We start from the raw sequence: 16,695 nt of genomic DNA on the forward strand, positions 1-16,695 counted from the left end.
ATGGGCTCCGGGTGTCAGCCCCGAACGCCCCCGTCGGGATGTCAGAGGACCTTAGAGGACCTTGGACAGGAAGTCCTGGGTCCGCTGCTGCCTGGGGTTGCCGAAGATTTCCTCCGGACGGCCCTCCTCGCAGATGACGCCGTCCGCCATGAACAGCACACGGTCCGCGACTTCCCGGGCGAAGCCCATCTCATGAGTGACCAGCACCATCGTCATTCCTTCGCCGGCCAGGTCCTTGATGACTTGCAGCACTTCGCCCACCATTTCCGGGTCCAAGGCCGAGGTGGCCTCGTCGAAGAGCATGATGTCCGGGTTCATCGCCAGGGCCCGGGCGATCGCAACCCGCTGCTTCTGGCCGCCGGAGAGCGATGCAGGGCGGGCGTCTGCCTTCTCGGCCAGCCCCACGCGCTCCAGCAGCGTCAGGGCGGTGGCCCGGGCCTCCGCTTTGCCCTGCTTCTTGGACTCGACCGGTGCGAGCATGATGTTCTCGATCACACTCATGTGCGGAAAAAGGTTGAAGTGCTGGAATACCATGCCGATGTGCCGGCGGACCTCGTTGATGTCCACCTTGGGATCGGTCACGTCGAAGCCATCCACCGTGACGTGCCCGGCGGTGATGTCCTCAAGCTTGTTCAGGCAGCGCAGGAAGGTCGACTTGCCGGAGCCCGAGGGACCGATCACGCAGACAACCTCGCCTTCGGCGACCTCGGCGTTGATGCCCTTGAGCACTTCGTTGGACCCGAAGGACTTTTTCAGGGCCTTGACGGAGATCTTGCTGGGTGCAGTGACTGCCGTACTCATTTGTTGAACCTCTTATCCGCGACGTTGGCCAGCTTGGTCAGCAGCATGATGACCACGAAGTACAGGACGGCAACGATCAGCAGGGTTTCGGTGATCCGGAAATTGCCTGCGTAGATCTGCTGGCCCTGGTAGAGCAGTTCGGCGAAGCCGATGACGAGCAACAGCGAACTGTCCTTGAGCATGATGATCAGCTGGTTGATCAATGAGGGCGTCATGATCTTGAAGGCCTGCGGGACCACCACCTTCTGCATCGACTTGGCGTAGCCGAGGCCGAGGCTGCGGCTGGCCTCGAGCTGGCCCGGGTCCACGGACTGGATCGAACCGCGGACAATCTCGGTGATGTAGGCGCCGGAGTTAAGGCTCAACGTCAGCACACCCGCCACCCAGATGTCGATCGGCTGTCCGGTCAGCTGCGGGATGCCGAAGTAGAAAAAGAACGCCCACACGAGCAGCGGCGTTCCGCGGAAGACGCTTACGTAGCTAGTGGCGATGCCGCGCAGCAGCACGTTGGTGGAGATCTTCAGGAAACCCATGGAGAGGCCGATCAGCATGGCGACAGCGAAGGAGATCGCGGTCACCAGCACGGTGTTGCCCAGGCCCTTCAGGAGGGCCGGGAAGCTGTTGGCCAGCAGCTCCCAGAAGCTGGACTGGGCTGCCGTCGCACGGTCTTTGAGGTACTTGTCCAGGATGGCCTGGTACTGGCCGTTGGACTTCATTTCCGCCAGGCCCGTGTTGAACGCCTTCAGCAGCTCCGGGTTCTTGCCCTTGTTCACGGCGAAGCCATACGAGCCGCCTTTTTCCTTCTCCGTGACGGACTTCAGCCCGTTGTTCTGGCTGATGCCGTAAGCCAGCACCGGGTAGTCGTCGAAGACGGCGACGGCGTTGCCGGACTTCACGAGCTCATACATCGTGGCCGACTGGTCCAGGGGCTTGACCGTGAAGCCGTACTGGTCGGCGATCGATTTGGCGAACGTTTCGCCCTCGCTGCCGGTCTTGGCCGTGACGGTCTTGCCCCTTAGATCCTGGTAGCCCTTGATGTCCGAGTTGGACTTGGCGACGGCCATCTGGACGCCGGACTCGAAGTAGGGATCGGAGAAGTCGTAGATCTGCTTGCGGGGTTCCGTGATGGACATGCCGGCAATGACGCCGTCCACTTGGTTGGATGAGAGCGCCTGCAGGGCGGCGTTAAAGCCGAGGGACTTGATTTCGACGGCGAATCCCTGGCTCTTGGCGATCTGGCGGATGATGTCCATGTCGATGCCGGTCAGCTCACCCCCGGCGTCTCGGAATTCAAACGGCGCAAAGGTGGTGTCCGTGCCGATGACGAACGTCTTTCCGGAAAGGCTCGACGGCGCTGCGCCGGCCTGCGCTGCTGTGACTGGTGGTGCGGCGGCTGGTGGTGCTGCGGCGCCCGCGGCGCCGGCGGCACCGAAGAACATTGCGGCAAGTGCCAGCAATGCTCCGATGACCGTGGCGGTCCGCGGCCTGGCGGCCCCGGTCTGCTGGATTCTAGGCAAGAGTAAAAACCCCTTGTTATTGGGCGGATAAGGTGCGGAAGCCGGGCTCAGAAAACCGGCAAAGTACCTCTAGGTGCGTGGGTCAGTAGTGAGGGTGCCGGTTTTTAAAACGCCGGCAGATTAACCGGGGCCGGTTGGGGGTGGCTGGGAGAATCGGGGTATGGATACCGGTTCTTCCGCGCAGGATGGTTTGTTCGACGAGTCGCTCGTGGAGCGGGTCGGGCAGCCCACCGATGTGCCGATGGATGCCAACGGCGGGGTCAACAAACGCTTCAAGGCCTTCGAGCCCGATGCGGTGATGCTGGTCCCGCCGTCGCTGGATGAATGGTTGCCCCAGGGCCATCTGGCCCGGTTCATCGCCGAACTCGTCGACGGGGAACTGGACCTGACCCGGTTCCACGCCTCCTACGCCAAGGCCAAGGGCCAGCCGCCGTATGATCCGCGGCTGATGCTGCGGATCCTGCTCTACGGGTACTGCGTCGGGGTAAGGTCCTCGCGGGAACTGGAAAAATCCTGCACGGACGTGGTCGCGTTCCGCTGGCTGGCCGCCCAGCAGGCCCCGGATTTCCGGTCCATCGCCCGGTTCCGCGAACGCCACCTCGCGGCGCTGGCCAACGTGTTCCTCCAGGCCCTGGAGCTCTGCCGGGCCGCGGGCATGGTCTCGTTGGGCCATGTCGCACTGGACGGGACGAAGGTGCGTGCCAACGCCTCCCGGCACAAGGCCATGAGCTATGCCCGGCTGACGGAGAAACAGAAGGTCCTGGCCGATGAGATCAGCGACCTGATGGCGGAGGCCAAGACCGTGGACGCGGCCGAGGACGCCCGCTTCGGGCCGGGCAAACGCGGCGATGAACTCCCGGCCGAACTGGCCAACCGGGCCCGGCGCGCCGAGGCGATGAAGACCGCCCGGGCATCCATCGAGGCCGAGGCCGCGGACAGGGCCCGCCGTGAGGCCCAGGAGAAGGCCCGGTCCCGCGGGGACGATGACGACGATGTCTCGGGCAAGGGCGATGCCGCCGCTGCCGCGGCGGTGCCCAAGCCCACCGCCCAGCGCAACTTCACCGACCCCGACGCGAGGATCATGAAGACCGCGGACGGTTCCTACCACTACTGCTACAACGCCCAGGGCGTCGTTGATAAAGATCACCAGGTCATCGTTGCCACCGAACTGACCAACACCGCGGTGGACGTCCAGCAACTGGTCCCGATGGTCAAGAACGCGCAGGACACCCTGGAAGCCATGCCCGGGAAGTGGAGCGCCGACGCCGGGTACTGCTCGGCAGCGAACCTGGAACACGTCAAAGACCTCGAAGCCGGCGCCGGCACCGAGTTCTTCATCTCCACCCGGCGGATGAAACACGGACGCCCGGTCCCGGACTCGCCCAGGGGCAGGATCCCGGCGGACGCGACCCTGGCCGAGCGGATGGCCCGGAAACTGAAAACGAAGAAGGGCAAAGCGGTCTATGCCCGGCGCAAAGCCATCGTCGAACCGGTCTTCGGACAGATCAACACCCGCCAGGGCAAGCATGTCCTGTTGCGCGGGCTGGAGAAGGCATCCGGGGAATGGAAGCTGATGGCCGGCTGCCACAACCTGCTCAAACTCTTCACCTACCGCACCGCCACGGCCTGAACACGGCCGGGACGATGCCCCGGGATCAAACCTGCAGCACCGGACCGCGCCCCGCGGGAGCCTCCCAGGCTTCCTTCCGCGAAAACGCCCGGAGACCGGCCCCCTTCCACGAAAAGGCGGCCGGCCTCTGGACCATCACGACTCAAACCAGCGGAACCGTCAAACCACTACCGACCCACGCACCTAGAGGCTACCCGCATTCTCCGGCGGACGGGGAAAGTCCAAGGGGGCGGCCTTACCGCCCATAGAACAGCCGCTCGAAAACGGCCCGGGCCCGGCGGCCCAGCCGCAGGTACTCCTCCTCGAGCGCGGCCGCATTGCCCTGCCCGTAGCCGCACCAGCGGGCCACCGCCTCGAGGTCCCGCCGGGAGGACGGCAGCAGGTCCGAAGCCCGGCCCGTCCAGACCACGTTGGCCGAGCGGATCCTGCTCGCCAGCCGCCAGGCCTCGAGCAGGATGGCCATGTCCCCCGCGGCCAGGAGTCCGAGTCCGGCCGCGGCCTCCAGCGCCTCGACGGTGGAGGTGGTCCGCAGCTCCGGATGCCTCCCGGCGTGCTGGAGCTGGAGCAGCTGGGCAAGCCACTCGACGTCGCTCAGGCCGCCACGGCCCAGTTTGAGGTGCCGGGCGGGATCGGCCCCGCGCGGCAGCCGCTCCGCCTCGACCCTGGCCTTGATCCGCCTGACTTCCCGCGCGTCCTGCTCCGGGAGGGACGCAGGGTAGCGGATCGGGTCGATCAGCGCCACAAAGTCGGCGGCCAGGCCGTCGTCGCCGGCCATCGGCCGGGCCCGCAGCAGCGCCTGGGCCTCCCAGACGAGGGACCACCGGCGGTAGTACTCGGCGTAGGACTCCAGGGACCGCACTATGGGCCCGTTCTTTCCTTCCGGACGCAGGTCCGCATCCATCGTCAGCACGCGTTCGGCCAGGATGGCCGGCCGGAGCGGCTGGGTCAGCAGGCTGGAGAGCCGCCCGACGATCTGGGCCGCCTGGTGCTGCGCCTCGGCCTCGGGCACTCCCGGCACCCCGCGGTGCACGTACACGACGTCGGCGTCGGAGCCGTAGCCGATCTCCCGGCCGCCCTGCCGTCCCATGGCCACCACGAGCACGCGGGTCTTCAGGGGCTCCCCCGCGGCCACCACGGTCTCCGCGACGCGGAGCGCGCCGAGGACCGCGGCACGGTCCGTGTCGGCCAGGGCCGCGCCCACCTGGTCCTGGTCCAGCAGGCCTGCGCTGTCCGCAATGGCAATCCGGAGGATCTCCCGGCGCCGGATGAGGCGGATCAGCCGCATGGCGCTCTCGGGATCCGCATGCCGGGACATCTTCGAGGCGATCTCCTGCCACTGCGCCTCGAAGCTCAGCGGCGCCAGTTCCTTGTCCGTGCCCAGCCAGGCCACCGATTCGGGTGACACCTCCAGGAGGTCCGCGATCAGCCGCGAGTTGGCGAGCACATGGCACAGGCGCTCGGCCGCCGCCGTCGAATCCCGGAGCATGCCCAGATACCAGTGGGTGGTGCCGAGCGCCTCGCTGACCCGGCGGAAGGCGAGCAGCCCGCCGTCGGGGTCGACGCCGTCCGCGAGCCACCCCAGCAGGATCGGCAGGAGCTGCCGCTGGAGCGCGGCGCGGCGGCTGACGCCGGCGGTGAGGGCCTCGATGTGCCGCATGGCGCCCGGGGGATCGAGGTAGCCCAGGGCGGCGAGGCGGCCCTGCGCGGCTTCCGGGCTCAGCCGGGCCTCTTCGCTGCTGAGCGCTGCGGCGGTGTTGAGCAGCGGCCGGTAGAAGATGCGTTCGTGCAGTTCGCGGACGGAACGCTTGGTCTGGCGCCAGGCGGCGACCAGCGCGTCGGGCTTGGGCCGCTGCGTGGACAAGGGCCCCAGCACCGCCTTGGCCAGGGCGCGCAGCAGCTCCTCCTTGACCGGCATCAGGTGGGTGCGGCGCAGCTGGAACAGCTGGATGCGGTGTTCGAGCAGCCTCAGGTAGCGGTAGTCACGGTCGAATTCGGCGGCGTCCGAGCGTCCGATGTAGCCCCCGGCGGACAGCGCGGCAATGGCCGAGGTGGTGTCCTTGCAGCGCAGCGATTCATCCGATTTTCCATGCACCAGCTGCAGCAGCTGGACGGTGAATTCAACGTCGCGCAGCCCGCCGCGGCCCAGCTTGATCTGCCGTTGCTCTTCGTCGGCGGGGATATGCTCGGTCACCCGGCGGCGCATGGAACGGACGGATTCGACAAAACCGTCGCGGCCCGCCGAGGACCAGATCAGCGGGGCGACGGCGGCCTCATAGCGGGCGCCCAGCGCCGTGTCACCGGCGATGGTCCGGGCCTTCAGGAGGGCCTGGAATTCCCAGCTTTCGGCCCAGCGGGCGTAGTAGCTCTCGTGCGAGGCCAGGGTCCGGACCAGCGGCCCGGATTTCCCTTCGGGCCGCAGGTTGGCGTCCACTTCCCACAGTCCGGGTTCGCGGCTGGTGGACATGATGGCCCGCGAGATGCCGGCGGCCAGGGCCGAGCCGACGGCGTTCGCCCGGGGATCCTCGAGCCCGCCGGATTCGATCACGTAGATGACGTCGACGTCGGAAATGTAGTTGAGCTCCCGGGCACCGCACTTGCCCATGCCGATCACGGCGAGCCCGACGTCGGCCACCTCGGCGGCGCTGAACTGCCCGGCCGCTTCGGCCCGGGATACCGCCAGGGCGGCCTCGATGGCGGCACCGGCCAGGTCTGCCAGTTCAGCCCCCGCGGCGGGCATGAAGTCCAGCGGATCGGCGGCGCAGAGGTCCTTGACGGCAAGCTCCACGAGGCCCCGGCGGTAGGCGGTGCGGAGCGCCGCGTAGGCTTCCTGCCCGGACAGTGCCGCGACCGGCCGGGCGGTCTTGGGATCGGCCCGCACGGACTGGAGCAGGCGGGCCCGCAGCACCCCGGCGTCGGCCGCCTGCGGCTCCGGGCTGGCCGTCACGTCAAAGACGTCCAGGTGTTCCGGATGCCGGATCAGGAATTCGCCCAGCGCCTCCGAAGCCCCCAGCACCCGGTACAGCGGCTCGCTGGTCTCCGGCTCCGCCACGGCCAGTTTCCGCAGGTCCGGGTGCTTCTCGATCAGCCGGACCAGCGACTGCAGGGCGGTATCCGGGCTCGCGGCCAGCTGCAGCCCGGCGAACAGGGCTTCCTGGTCCAGGCCTTCCAGCTCCGGGGCAGCCAGGAACCGTTCGCCCTTTTCCAGGTCGCTGAAACCGGCGGCAATGAGGCGACGGGCCAGGCTCACCGGGGCCGCCTAAAGGATGCCGAGGTTGCGCTGCAGCTCGTAGGGCGTCACCTGGAGCCGGTAGTCCTGCCACTCGGCGCGCTTGTTGCGCAGGAAGTGCTCGAACACCTGCTCGCCGAGGATCTGCGGCATCAGCTCGGACTCCTCCATGCTCCGGATGGCCTCGTGCAGGCTGGCCGGGAGCGGGTCGTGGCCCATGGCGCGGCGCTCGGCCGAGCTCAGTGACCAGATGTCATCCTCGGCAGCGGCGGGCAGTGAGTAGCCCTCCTCGATGCCCTTGAGTCCTGCGCCCAGCAGCACGGCATAGGCGAGGTACGGGTTGGCCGCGGAGTCGATGCCGCGGTATTCAATCCGGGCGGACTGGCCCTTGCCCGGCTTGTACAGCGGGACGCGGACCAGGGCGGAGCGGTTGTTGTGCCCCCAGCTGAGGTAGCTCGGCGCCTCTCCCCCGCCCCAAAGGCGCTTGTAGGAGTTCACGAACTGGTTGGTCACCGCGGTGAATTCCGGGGCGTGCTTGAGGATGCCGGCCATGAACTGACGGGCCGTCGTGGAGAGCTGGAATTCGGCCCCGGCCTCGAAGAAGGCGTTCGTGTCGCCCTCGAAGAGCGAGAAGTGGGTGTGCATGCCGGAACCCGGGTGGGCCGTGAAGGGCTTGGGCATGAACGTGGCGTAGGTGCCCTGCTGGAGCGCAACCTCCTTGATCACCGTGCGGAACGTCATGATGTTGTCCGCGGTCTGCAGGGCATCCGCGTAGCGCAGGTCGATCTCGTTCTGGCCGGGGCCGGCCTCGTGGTGGCTGAATTCCACCGAGATGCCCACCGATTCCAGCATGGTCACGGCCGTCCGGCGGAAGTCCTGGGCCACGCCGCCCGGAACGTGGTCGAAGTAGCCGGCCTCGTCCACCGGCACCGGCGACCCGTCGGGTCCCGGCTGCTGGGACTTGAGCAGGTAGAACTCGATCTCCGGGTGGGTGTAGCAGGTGAAGCCCATGTCCGCGGCCTTGGCGAGGGTGCGCTTGAGGACGTTTCGGGGATCCGCGGCGGAGGGTTCGCCGTCGGGTGTCAGGATGTCACAGAACATCCGCGCCGTCGCTTCGGTCTCGCCGCGCCACGGCAGGATCTGGAAGGTGGCGGGGTCCGGCTGGGCCAGCATGTCCGATTCGAACACGCGGGCCAGGCCCTCGATGGAGGATCCGTCGAAGCCCAGGCCTTCCTCGAAGGCGCCTTCGACCTCGGCCGGGGCCAGCGCCACGGATTTAAGCGAACCCACGACGTCGGTGAACCAGAGCCGCACGAACCGCACATCGCGCTCTTCGATCGTCCGCAGGACAAACTCTTGCTGGCGGTCCATTCTGGCCTCTTTCCGGTTCTTTCGTTCGTGCCTCGGGCACCTTCACACGGGGTGCCCACAGCTGCTCACGTCCACACTACTAAGCATTGCCGGCCATTGCTGGCGCAGCCGGTCCGTGTAACACAGCGTTAACACAGGCCACCGGGAAATCCCGCTCGAGCGCCCGGTGGGGAAGTACCGGCCGCTCAACTGTGACGCGGTGTCCGGGCTCCGCCGGGCGTCCGGTAGCTTGGACGCGCCGCAGCGCATTACGCTCGTCTCATGTCCACAAGCATCAGCCCTGATCCGAGCACGCCCGCAGAAGTTGCAGCCCCTTACGGCAACGGCCCGGCAGCTGCTGCCGGCACGTCGTCGGACGAAGGCGCGTCAACTGCCGAAGGCGCGCCGGCTGCCGCCGCCCGGAAGCCTGTGGCGAAAATCCGCACGCATCACCTGCGCGACGCGAAGCTCAACGGGGAGCGCTTCGCCATGCTCACCGCCTACGACCAGTACGCCGCGGAGATTTTCGACCAGGCCGGGATCGAGGTGCTCCTGGTCGGGGACTCGGCCTCCAACAACGTCTTCGGCAACGAGACCAGCCTCCCGGTGACGGTGGACGAACTGCTCCCGCTGTGCCGCGCCGTCGCTCGCTCGGCCAGGCGCGCCCTCGTGGTGGCGGACCTGCCGTTCGGCAGCTACGAGGTCTCCGCCCAGCAGGCCGTGGCCACGGGCGTGCGGTTCCTCAAGGAGGGGCTCGCGCACGCCGTCAAGATCGAGGGCGGCAAGTTCTACACCGAAACCGTCCGGGCCATGGTCCAGGCCGGCATCCCGGTGATGGCACACATCGGCTTCACGCCGCAGAGCGAACATTCCCTGGGCGGCTACCGGGTGCAGGGCCGGGGAGATGACGCCGAGCGATTGATCGACGACGCCGTCGCCCTGGCCGACGCCGGCGCGTTCTGCGTGCTGATGGAGATGGTTCCGGCCGCGACGGCGGCGGCCGTGGATGCCGCCGTCGAGGTCCCCACCGTCGGGATCGGGGCCGGCAGCGCCACCACCGGGCAGGTGCTCGTGTGGCAGGATATGGCCGGGCTGCGCGGCGGGAAGATGGCCAAGTTCGTCAAGCAGTACGCGGATCTGCGGACCACGCTCAGCGACGCCGCGAAGGCCTACGCGGAGGACGTACGCTCGGGGCAGTTCCCCGGCCCGGAGCACTCCTTCTAGGCGGTTCCGGGCCTCAGTCTAGGCGGTTCCGGGCCTCAGTCGTCCTCGCCCTTGTCCCAGGCCTCGTTGCGGGCCTTGACCTTCTCGAGGGCGTGTTCGGCTTCCGCACGCGTCTTGTAGGGGCCGATCAGCTGGCTCCAGTCAGACATGGCGTCTTCTTCGACCTCATGGGTGTTGACGTTGTACCAGTACTCCGGCATCGATACTCCTCGGTCTCTCGTGGTGCCGCGGCGGGCGTGGTGTCGCCGCGGGCGTGGTGTCCCGGCGGGGCCGGCCCCGTCGAATGATTCCGCTTTGCCCTGCTTGGTTGTTGCCCCGCGTTCGGCACTGCCTTATATGATCAATGTATGCCTTCCCTAGCCTCGACCGCACCCATCGGTTCCCTCGTCCCGGGAACCATCAGCCCGCAGCTTCCCGTACCGGCGTCCATCCCCCGCCCCGAATACGTGGGCAAGCCCGGGCCGGGCAAGTTCACCGGCTCGGAGGTCAAGCCGGCGGAGACCATCGAGCAGATCCGGATCGCCTCACGGATCGCGGCCCAGGCGATTGTGGAGGTCGGCAAGCACATCGAACCGGGTGTCACCACCGACCAGCTGGACCGGGTGGGCCACGAGTTCCTCCTGGACCACAAGGCGTACCCCTCCACCCTCGGCTACCGCGGCTTCCCCAAGTCCCTGTGCTCCTCGCTCAATGAAGTGATCTGCCACGGCATCCCGGACAGCACCGTGGTCCGGGACGGCGACATCATCAACATCGACATCACGGCATTCATCGGCGGCGTGCACGGTGACACCAACTACACCTTCCTCGTGGGGGACGTCGACGAGGAATCCCGGCTGCTCGTCGAGCGCACCCGGGAGTCGCTGAACCGCGCCATCCGGGCCGTGGCCCCGGGACGCGAGATCAACGTGATCGGCCGGGCCATCGAGTCCTACGCCAAGCGCTTCGGCTACGGCGTCGTCCGCGACTTCACCGGACACGGCGTCGGCGAGGCCTTCCACACGGGACTGATCATCCCGCACTACGACGCGGCCCCCGCCTACAACACCGTCATGGAGACGGGAATGGTGTTCACGATCGAACCCATGCTGACACTCGGCACCATCGACTGGGACATGTGGGCCGATGACTGGACTGTGGTGACGCGTGACCACAAGCGCACCGCGCAGTTCGAGCACACCCTGCTCGTGACCGAAGCCGGCGCCGAAATCCTCACACTGCCCTGACCCGCCGGCCCTGGGCCGCACCATTCCCAGCCCGCCCCCTGCCACGAACGGAATGACATTGGCCAAGAAGGACGAGAAGTCTAAGAAGAACGCCCCGCTGATCGGCATCGACATCGGCGGCACAGGAATCAAGGGTGGGATTGTCGATCTGAAGAAGGGCAAGCTGGTGGGTGACCGGCTTCGGGTATCCACCCCGCAGCCGTCCACGCCGGAGGCCGTCGCCGACGCCGTGGCCCAGGTCGTCGCGGAGCTCTCCGCGCGTCCCGACGCCCCGGCCGCAGACTCCCCCGTAGGCGTCACGTTCCCCGGCATCATCCAGCACGGCGTGGTCCACTCGACCGCCAACGTGGACAACTCCTGGCTGGACCTGGACATCGACGCCCTGCTCACGGCCCGCCTCGGCAGGCCCGTGGAGGTCATCAACGACGCCGACGCCGCCGGCCTCGCCGAAGCGCGCTACGGTGCCGGTGAGGGCGTCTCCGGTACCGTCCTGGTGGTCACGCTCGGCACCGGGATAGGATCCGCATTCATCTTCGACGGCAAGCTGGTCCCCAACGCCGAACTGGGGCACCTCGAGATTGACGGTTTCGACGCCGAAAGCAAGGCCTCCGCCGTCGCCCGTGAACGCGACGGCCTCAGCTGGGAGCAGTACAGCGTGCTGCTGCAGCGGTACTTCTCCCACGTGGAGTTCCTGTTCTCCCCCGAACTGTTCATCGTCGGCGGCGGCATCTCCAAGCGTTCGGACGAATACCTGCCCAAACTGTCGCTGCGCACACCGATTGTTCCGGCCGAACTGAAGAACGACGCCGGGATCGTCGGCGCCGCGCTTGAGATCGCGCTCAAGCACAAGCTGGCCAAGTCGCCAAGTGTCCAAGGGTTGGCCCAGCCCAACTGACTCGCAGTAGTTGTCGTTCTGAGGGGTCAGAACGACAACTACTGCGAGTAGTTGTCGTTCTGAGGGGTCAGAACGACAACTACTGCGAGCTACTTGGGTTTGGTGCCGGTGGTGGCCCCGGCTTCCCCTCCGTTGCCACCACCGGAGTCTGGCTCCGGCTTCCCCTACGGGGCCTGGAGCGGGCTCTTCTTGCCGTCCAATCCCTTTGACTCCGCCTCGTGGCGGAGCAGTGAGATGGCGGACTCGAAGTCCTCAAGGGATTCGAAGGCCTGGTACACGCTGGCGAAGCGCAGGTAGGCGACTTCGTCGAGCTTCTGCAGCGGGTTCAGGATCGCCAGGCCGACTTCGTGGGCCTCGATCTCGGCAGCGCCGGAGGCCCGGATCGACTCTTCGACTTCCTGGGCCAGCAGGGCGAGGTCGTCTTCGGTGACGGGACGGCCCTGGCAGGCTTTGCGGACGCCGTTGATCACCTTGCTGCGGCTGAAGGGCTCGCCGACGCCGGAGCGCTTGATGACGGTCAGGCTGGTGGTTTCCACGGTCGTGAAGCGGCGGCCGCATTCGGGGCACTGCCGGCGCCGCCGGATGGCGGAGCCGTCGTCGGCGATGCGGCTGTCCACCACGCGGGAATCAGGGTTACGGCAGAACGGGCAATACACGTCGTTTCCTCCCTGTCGTAAACCTGAAAATGCGGGTACTCCCAAATGCGGGTACCTCCAGTGCGGGGGCCCGCTGGAGCCTCCGCCCTCAGTTTACGACTAGATGTAGCTGAATAACAAGCCTGTAATTACTACATGTAGTGGTCAGCGGCCGCGTCAGCTCCCGGCGGGGAACCTCGCCGTGACGGCCTGGCCGTGGGCCGGGAGGTCTTCGGCGCCGGAGAGGCTTACGATGTGCCCGCGGACCTGCTCGAGCGCGGACCGGGTGTAGTTGACCACCTGGATGGCACGCATGAAGGTGGCCACGTTCAGGCCCGAGGAGAAGGCAGCGGTGCCGCTGGTCGGCAGCACGTGGTTGGAGCCGGCGCAGTAATCCCCCAGGCTCACGGGGCTGTAGTCCCCCACGAAGATCGCGCCGGCGTTGCGGATCCGGGCGGCCACCGCCGGGGCGTCGGCCGTCATGATTTCCAGGTGCTCGGCGGCATAGGCGTCGCACGCGGCAATGCCCTGTTCGAGGCCGTCCACGAGGACCACGCCGGACTGCGGCCCGGACAGGGCCTCGCGCACCCGCCTGCTGTGCTTCGTGGCGGCAGCCTGGCGGTCCAGTTCCACCCGGACCGCCGCCGCGAGGGATTCGGAATCCGTGATGAGGACGGAGGCGGCCTTGGGGTCATGCTCGGCCTGGCTGATCAGGTCCGCTGCGACAAGGCCAGGGTGCGCCGTGGCGTCGGCGAGGATCGCGATCTCGGTGGTGCCCGCCTCGGAGTCGATCCCCACCACGCCCTTGACGAGCCGCTTGGCGGTGGCGACAAAGATGTTGCCCGGGCCGGTGACGACGTCCACGGGATCGATCCCGGGCAGGTTGCCGCCGTCGGACGCGTCGGCAGGGATGCCGTAGGCGAAGGCCGCGATGGCCTGCGCCCCGCCGATCGCGTAGACCTCCTCGATGCCGAGCAGGCAGGCCGCCGCGAGGATGGTGGGGTGCGGCAGGCCGCCGAAGTCCTTCTGCGGCGGCGATGCCAGGGCGATGGACCCGACGCCGGCGGCCAGCGCCGGGACGACGTTCATGATCACCGAGGACGGGTAGACGGCCAGGCCGCCGGGGACGTAGAGCCCCACCCGTGCGACCGGGACCCAGTTCTGGCTCACGACGGCGCCCTCGCCGAGTTCGACGTCGATGTCCGCCGGGCGCTGCGCGTCGGCGAAGCTGCGGGCCCGCCGGATGGATTCCTCGAGGGCGGCACGTACCGCCGGGTCCAGGTCCGCCAGGGCGGCGCGCAGCGCCTCGGCCGGGACGCGCGGGTGGGTTTGCTCCACGCCGTCGAACGTCAGCGCCAGCTCACGGAGCGCGTCAAAGCCCCGGGTGCGGATGGCGGAGATGATGTCCAGGACCTTTTCCTCGGCATCGGCCCTGGTGCCGGACTGCGCCCGCGGAACGGCGGCGCGGAGCCCGGCGAGGGACAGCCGCTGGCCGCGCACGTCCACGGTGCGGAAGTTGATGGCGGCGGGAACCGGGGACACGGGGCTGTCAGAAGTAAGGGTCACGCGATCATTTTACGTGCCCTGCCGCGGAACCCGGGCGCTGTTACGCGGCATATGCCGTCCGGGGCGGCACAGAGCAGGTATCAGGCCGTGGTCTCCGCAGCGGGGGCCGGCTTCCGGACGACGGTGCCCAGGAAGACTGCAAGGGCGACGGCGGCGGGCCAGACCGCGAGGAGCTGGTAGGAACGCAGCGAAAAGGCGACGCTGTCATTGACGGTGGGGTCCTGCGCGGGTCCCCACAACACTCCGGCGAGAACCCCCACGCCCCAGGCGATGAGGGCACCGGCGGCCGCGGAGGCGACGGCCAGTACGACGGTCCGGGCCGTGGGCTCGTCCGGCCTCGTTCCGGACACCAGAGCGCCGGTGATGCAGCCGGCGAGCAGGAACAGGCCGGCCAGCACCAGGTCCCGGGGCAGCCACGCCGAAACGTTGCTCCCGCTGGCCAGGGCCGGGTCGCCGGAGAGCAGGTTCAGTCCGGACGGGGCCAGAAGCCACCAGAGCAGTCCCAGGGGCATTCCGGTGCCTGCGATCACGGCCCACCACCGCCAGGGGGCCCTCGACGGGCCGGGGGCAAGGGAGCCCCCGTGCGGTTCCGCCGGGTCACGCGTGCCCCGGGCTTGCTGCGGAAACGGGCCGTCGGCTGCTGGCTGTGTCATCCAACAAACGGTAACAAAGGATCCCGTCGGCTGGGTGCGCGGCCCGGCAGCGGCGCGGCGACTGCGCAGCCCAGCAGGGCCGGCAGATGACGCGGACGGTCATCAAAGTACCACCGGCGGACGGACGGGCAATACGCTGGCAGGGTAGGAACATTCACGCGCAGGTGCAGCAGGGAGATCGATCGCAGTGGCCTCAGATGACGGAGTCTTCGAGGGAACATTCAAGGAAATGTTCCGCCGGCATGCGGCAGGGGTGGCCATCATCACCGCCAACTACAACGGCGTGCCCTTCGGGTTCACCGCGACGTCTGTCGCCTCGCTGTCCGCCAAGCCGCCGCGGTTCACGTTCAACATGGCCCGCAGCTCAAGCTCCTGGCCGGCCATCGCCAACACGACGTACATCGGGGTGCACATGCTGGGGCTGGAAAACCAGGAGCTCGCCGACCGCTTTGCCCGGACCAGCAACCGCTTCGAGGGCGACCACTGGGAGCTCGGCCCCTATGACGTGCCCGTCCTGAAGGATGTCGCCGGCTGGCTGATCGGCAAGGTCCAGATGCGGCTTTCCTTCGAAAACAACGCCGTGGTCGTCGTCGAGGTCGTCGAAGGCCAGGTCGGCGATGACGGCATGCCGCTGCTGTACCACTCGGGAACGTACAGCCGGCCGGCCCCGCTGGACTACGAAATCTAGTTTCCCTGGCGGTTAGTGTAGCGGGCCGCTGATTCCTTCAGAGAAGTTGAGTGCATCCGAAGCTGGGGAGGGACACTCTCAGCCGTCATACCAGATGCCGTGCACGGGCAATCCGGCAGCATCGCGCCCTTCATTCAGCGCTGCGCCGGTATCTTCCCACTTATTGGTTGACAGGCCGTTCACAACAGTGCCGGACCTGCTGTCTATGCGGATGATGTAGATCTGGTTTCCTGGGACATTCTGGTATGGCCATTGATTGCGCAGGAAGTTGTTGTTCTGAACTGTTACAGTTCCGGGCTTGATGCATATGGATGCCAGCCCGTCATCAAGCCAGTTCTGCTCGACAACGACGTTCTTCAGCGCTACCCCGGTGTCGTTCTGCAGCATTATCGTGCAACCGTGTCCGTGCCTGCCAGGTGCGCCCGGCTTACTCGGATCCGTTCCGGCGGGGCCGACAATACCGGTATTCACGATGTTGTTCGCCCAGATGCGGATATTCTCCCCGCCCCGAACCTGCACACCGTCATTGTGGGTTCCGTCGGAGTGCGCCGGATCATTGCGGAAGTAAACCGTGTCATGCACATAGTTGGCTTCGATCGTGGTGTTTGCTGCGCGAGCGCCGCCCGGCTTGTTGAACACACCGAATCCGTCATTGGTGCCCCAGACGTGGTTCCTGGCTGCGTAGTATTCATGGCCGACAACCCCGTCCCGGTAATAGCTCGGCGTGTCCGGGTGGATCACGTTATTAAACAGCTTCAACCCGAAGACCGCTGGACTGTTGGCATCCACACAGCCGGAATTGCCTGAGGGCACATAGGATCCGCAGTGCAGGTACGAATTCTTGATCGTGACATTCCTGGCTTGGACTTTTACGTCGCCGTAGATGTTCTTTGAGTCAATGACCGTGTTGTCCGCTGTGATGACAAGCGGGGATCCCGGAGTGCCGATGCTCCCGGTAAGCGTACCGACGTAGCCGGTGTTCGAAGCATCCGGCTTGTAGGTACCTGGCGCTCCGGCAAGCGGAACAAACGTGCCGCCGCCGGGCTGCTGCGCAGCCAGGACGGACGAATCGTGAGGATATGGGGACGCCAGTGACGGCGCGGCGCCGAACAAGAGACCAGCTAAGGACAGCAGGAGTGCTGCCAGGCCTGCGGTGATTTTGCGGGGCATGATTACCCTCCAGATGCGGTATGGGTCCAAGCACCCGGCTCACACCGTACTCCGGTTGCCCACCACCGGCTAGGCCGCGCGTTCACTAAGATCGTCAGACCCAGGCCCCGGAGG

General features: G+C 67.1%; 14 protein-coding genes. 5 read left to right on the top strand and 9 right to left on the bottom strand.

The genetic code is table 11. The annotated features are described in order from the left end of the window. Positions 1-51: 51 nt before the first annotated feature. Positions 52-801, bottom strand: coding sequence for an amino acid ABC transporter ATP-binding protein (locus ACQCSZ_RS11370; protein WP_427008079.1), 750 nt, complete (start codon positions 799-801; stop codon positions 52-54). Then, positions 798-2,318, bottom strand: coding sequence for an amino acid ABC transporter substrate-binding protein/permease (locus ACQCSZ_RS11375; RefSeq protein WP_427008080.1), 1,521 nt, complete (start codon positions 2,316-2,318; stop codon positions 798-800). Before ACQCSZ_RS11375 ends, ACQCSZ_RS11370 begins: the two co-directional genes overlap by 4 nt. 241 nt (positions 2,319-2,559) lie before the next feature. On the opposite strand from ACQCSZ_RS11375, the gene ACQCSZ_RS11380 reads away from it, so the two are divergent. After that, positions 2,560-3,948, top strand: coding sequence for an IS1182 family transposase (locus tag ACQCSZ_RS11380; RefSeq protein ID WP_427008300.1), 1,389 nt, complete (start codon positions 2,560-2,562; stop codon positions 3,946-3,948). 235 nt (positions 3,949-4,183) lie between these two features. On the opposite strand, the gene ACQCSZ_RS11385 is transcribed toward ACQCSZ_RS11380, so the two are convergent. Together ACQCSZ_RS11385 and glnA are read right to left on the bottom strand one after the other, a co-directional pair. Next, the gene (locus ACQCSZ_RS11385) at positions 4,184-7,195 is read right to left on the bottom strand and encodes a bifunctional [glutamine synthetase] adenylyltransferase/[glutamine synthetase]-adenylyl-L-tyrosine phosphorylase (RefSeq protein WP_427008081.1); all 3,012 of its coding nucleotides are present in this window, start codon (positions 7,193-7,195) and stop codon (positions 4,184-4,186) included. 9 nt (positions 7,196-7,204) lie between these two features. Continuing rightward, positions 7,205-8,545: a type I glutamate--ammonia ligase gene (gene glnA, locus ACQCSZ_RS11390; RefSeq protein WP_427008082.1), complete on the bottom strand. Its 1,341-nt coding sequence runs from the start codon at positions 8,543-8,545 to the stop codon at positions 7,205-7,207. A 261-nt stretch (positions 8,546-8,806) separates the two neighbouring features. Between glnA and panB the strand changes: the two genes are divergently transcribed. Then, positions 8,807-9,748, top strand: a complete 942-nt coding sequence (panB, locus tag ACQCSZ_RS11395) for a 3-methyl-2-oxobutanoate hydroxymethyltransferase (protein ID WP_427008083.1) — start codon at positions 8,807-8,809, stop codon at positions 9,746-9,748. A gap of 35 nt (positions 9,749-9,783) precedes the next feature. Here the strand turns inward: panB and ACQCSZ_RS11400 are convergent, their stop codons facing one another. Then, positions 9,784-9,948: an SPOR domain-containing protein gene (locus ACQCSZ_RS11400; RefSeq protein WP_211880481.1), complete on the bottom strand. Its 165-nt coding sequence runs from the start codon at positions 9,946-9,948 to the stop codon at positions 9,784-9,786. 147 nt (positions 9,949-10,095) lie between these two features. On the opposite strand from ACQCSZ_RS11400, the gene map reads away from it, so the two are divergent. Continuing rightward, positions 10,096-10,974, top strand: coding sequence for a type I methionyl aminopeptidase (gene map / locus ACQCSZ_RS11405; RefSeq protein ID WP_427008084.1), 879 nt, complete (start codon positions 10,096-10,098; stop codon positions 10,972-10,974). Positions 10,975-11,032: 58 nt separating this feature from the next. Then, positions 11,033-11,869, top strand: a complete 837-nt coding sequence (gene ppgK, locus ACQCSZ_RS11410) for a polyphosphate--glucose phosphotransferase (RefSeq protein WP_427008085.1) — start codon at positions 11,033-11,035, stop codon at positions 11,867-11,869. 164 nt (positions 11,870-12,033) lie between these two features. Here the strand turns inward: ppgK and nrdR are convergent, their stop codons facing one another. The 3 genes from nrdR to ACQCSZ_RS11425 form a co-directional block, all read right to left on the bottom strand. After that, positions 12,034-12,525, bottom strand: a complete 492-nt coding sequence (gene nrdR, locus ACQCSZ_RS11415; RefSeq protein ID WP_211880476.1) for a transcriptional regulator NrdR — start codon at positions 12,523-12,525, stop codon at positions 12,034-12,036. A gap of 156 nt (positions 12,526-12,681) precedes the next feature. Continuing rightward, positions 12,682-14,070, bottom strand: coding sequence for a histidinol dehydrogenase (hisD, locus tag ACQCSZ_RS11420; protein WP_427008086.1), 1,389 nt, complete (start codon positions 14,068-14,070; stop codon positions 12,682-12,684). A gap of 80 nt (positions 14,071-14,150) precedes the next feature. Further along, positions 14,151-14,723 carry a hypothetical protein gene (locus tag ACQCSZ_RS11425; protein ID WP_427008087.1) on the bottom strand — a complete coding sequence of 191 codons (573 nt, stop codon included), beginning with the start codon at positions 14,721-14,723 and terminating at the stop codon, positions 14,151-14,153. A gap of 229 nt (positions 14,724-14,952) precedes the next feature. Between ACQCSZ_RS11425 and ACQCSZ_RS11430 the strand changes: the two genes are divergently transcribed. After that, complete coding sequence (locus ACQCSZ_RS11430; protein ID WP_427008318.1) at positions 14,953-15,411, top strand: flavin reductase family protein; 459 nt, start codon at positions 14,953-14,955, stop codon at positions 15,409-15,411. Between the two features lie 78 nt (positions 15,412-15,489). Here the strand turns inward: ACQCSZ_RS11430 and ACQCSZ_RS11435 are convergent, their stop codons facing one another. Then, a complete protein-coding gene (locus tag ACQCSZ_RS11435; RefSeq protein ID WP_427008088.1) occupies positions 15,490-16,581 on the bottom strand; it encodes a hypothetical protein in 1,092 nt (363 codons plus the stop codon). Positions 16,582-16,695: the final 114 nt, after the last annotated feature.

Origin of the sequence: Pseudarthrobacter sp. H2 (genome assembly GCF_050157045.1) — a bacterium.
Lineage (GTDB): Bacteria > Actinomycetota > Actinomycetes > Actinomycetales > Micrococcaceae > Arthrobacter.

Bases quoted from the DNA above. Each gene is read 5' to 3' on its own strand.
- ACQCSZ_RS11435 (WP_427008088.1), bottom strand. From the start codon at position 16,581: ATGCCCCGCAAAATCACCGCAGGCCTGGCAGCACTCCTGCTGTCCTTA.
- ACQCSZ_RS11400 (WP_211880481.1), bottom strand. From the start codon at position 9,948: ATGCCGGAGTACTGGTACAACGTCAACACCCATGAGGTCGAAGAAGAC.
- glnA (WP_427008082.1), bottom strand. From the start codon at position 8,545: ATGGACCGCCAGCAAGAGTTTGTCCTGCGGACGATCGAAGAGCGCGAT.
- ACQCSZ_RS11370 (WP_427008079.1), bottom strand. From the start codon at position 801: ATGAGTACGGCAGTCACTGCACCCAGCAAGATCTCCGTCAAGGCCCTG.
- ACQCSZ_RS11430 (WP_427008318.1), top strand. From the start codon at position 14,953: ATGTTCCGCCGGCATGCGGCAGGGGTGGCCATCATCACCGCCAACTAC.
- ACQCSZ_RS11380 (WP_427008300.1), top strand. From the start codon at position 2,560: ATGGATGCCAACGGCGGGGTCAACAAACGCTTCAAGGCCTTCGAGCCC.
- panB (WP_427008083.1), top strand. From the start codon at position 8,807: ATGTCCACAAGCATCAGCCCTGATCCGAGCACGCCCGCAGAAGTTGCA.
- ACQCSZ_RS11425 (WP_427008087.1), bottom strand. From the start codon at position 14,723: ATGACACAGCCAGCAGCCGACGGCCCGTTTCCGCAGCAAGCCCGGGGC.
- map (WP_427008084.1), top strand. From the start codon at position 10,096: ATGCCTTCCCTAGCCTCGACCGCACCCATCGGTTCCCTCGTCCCGGGA.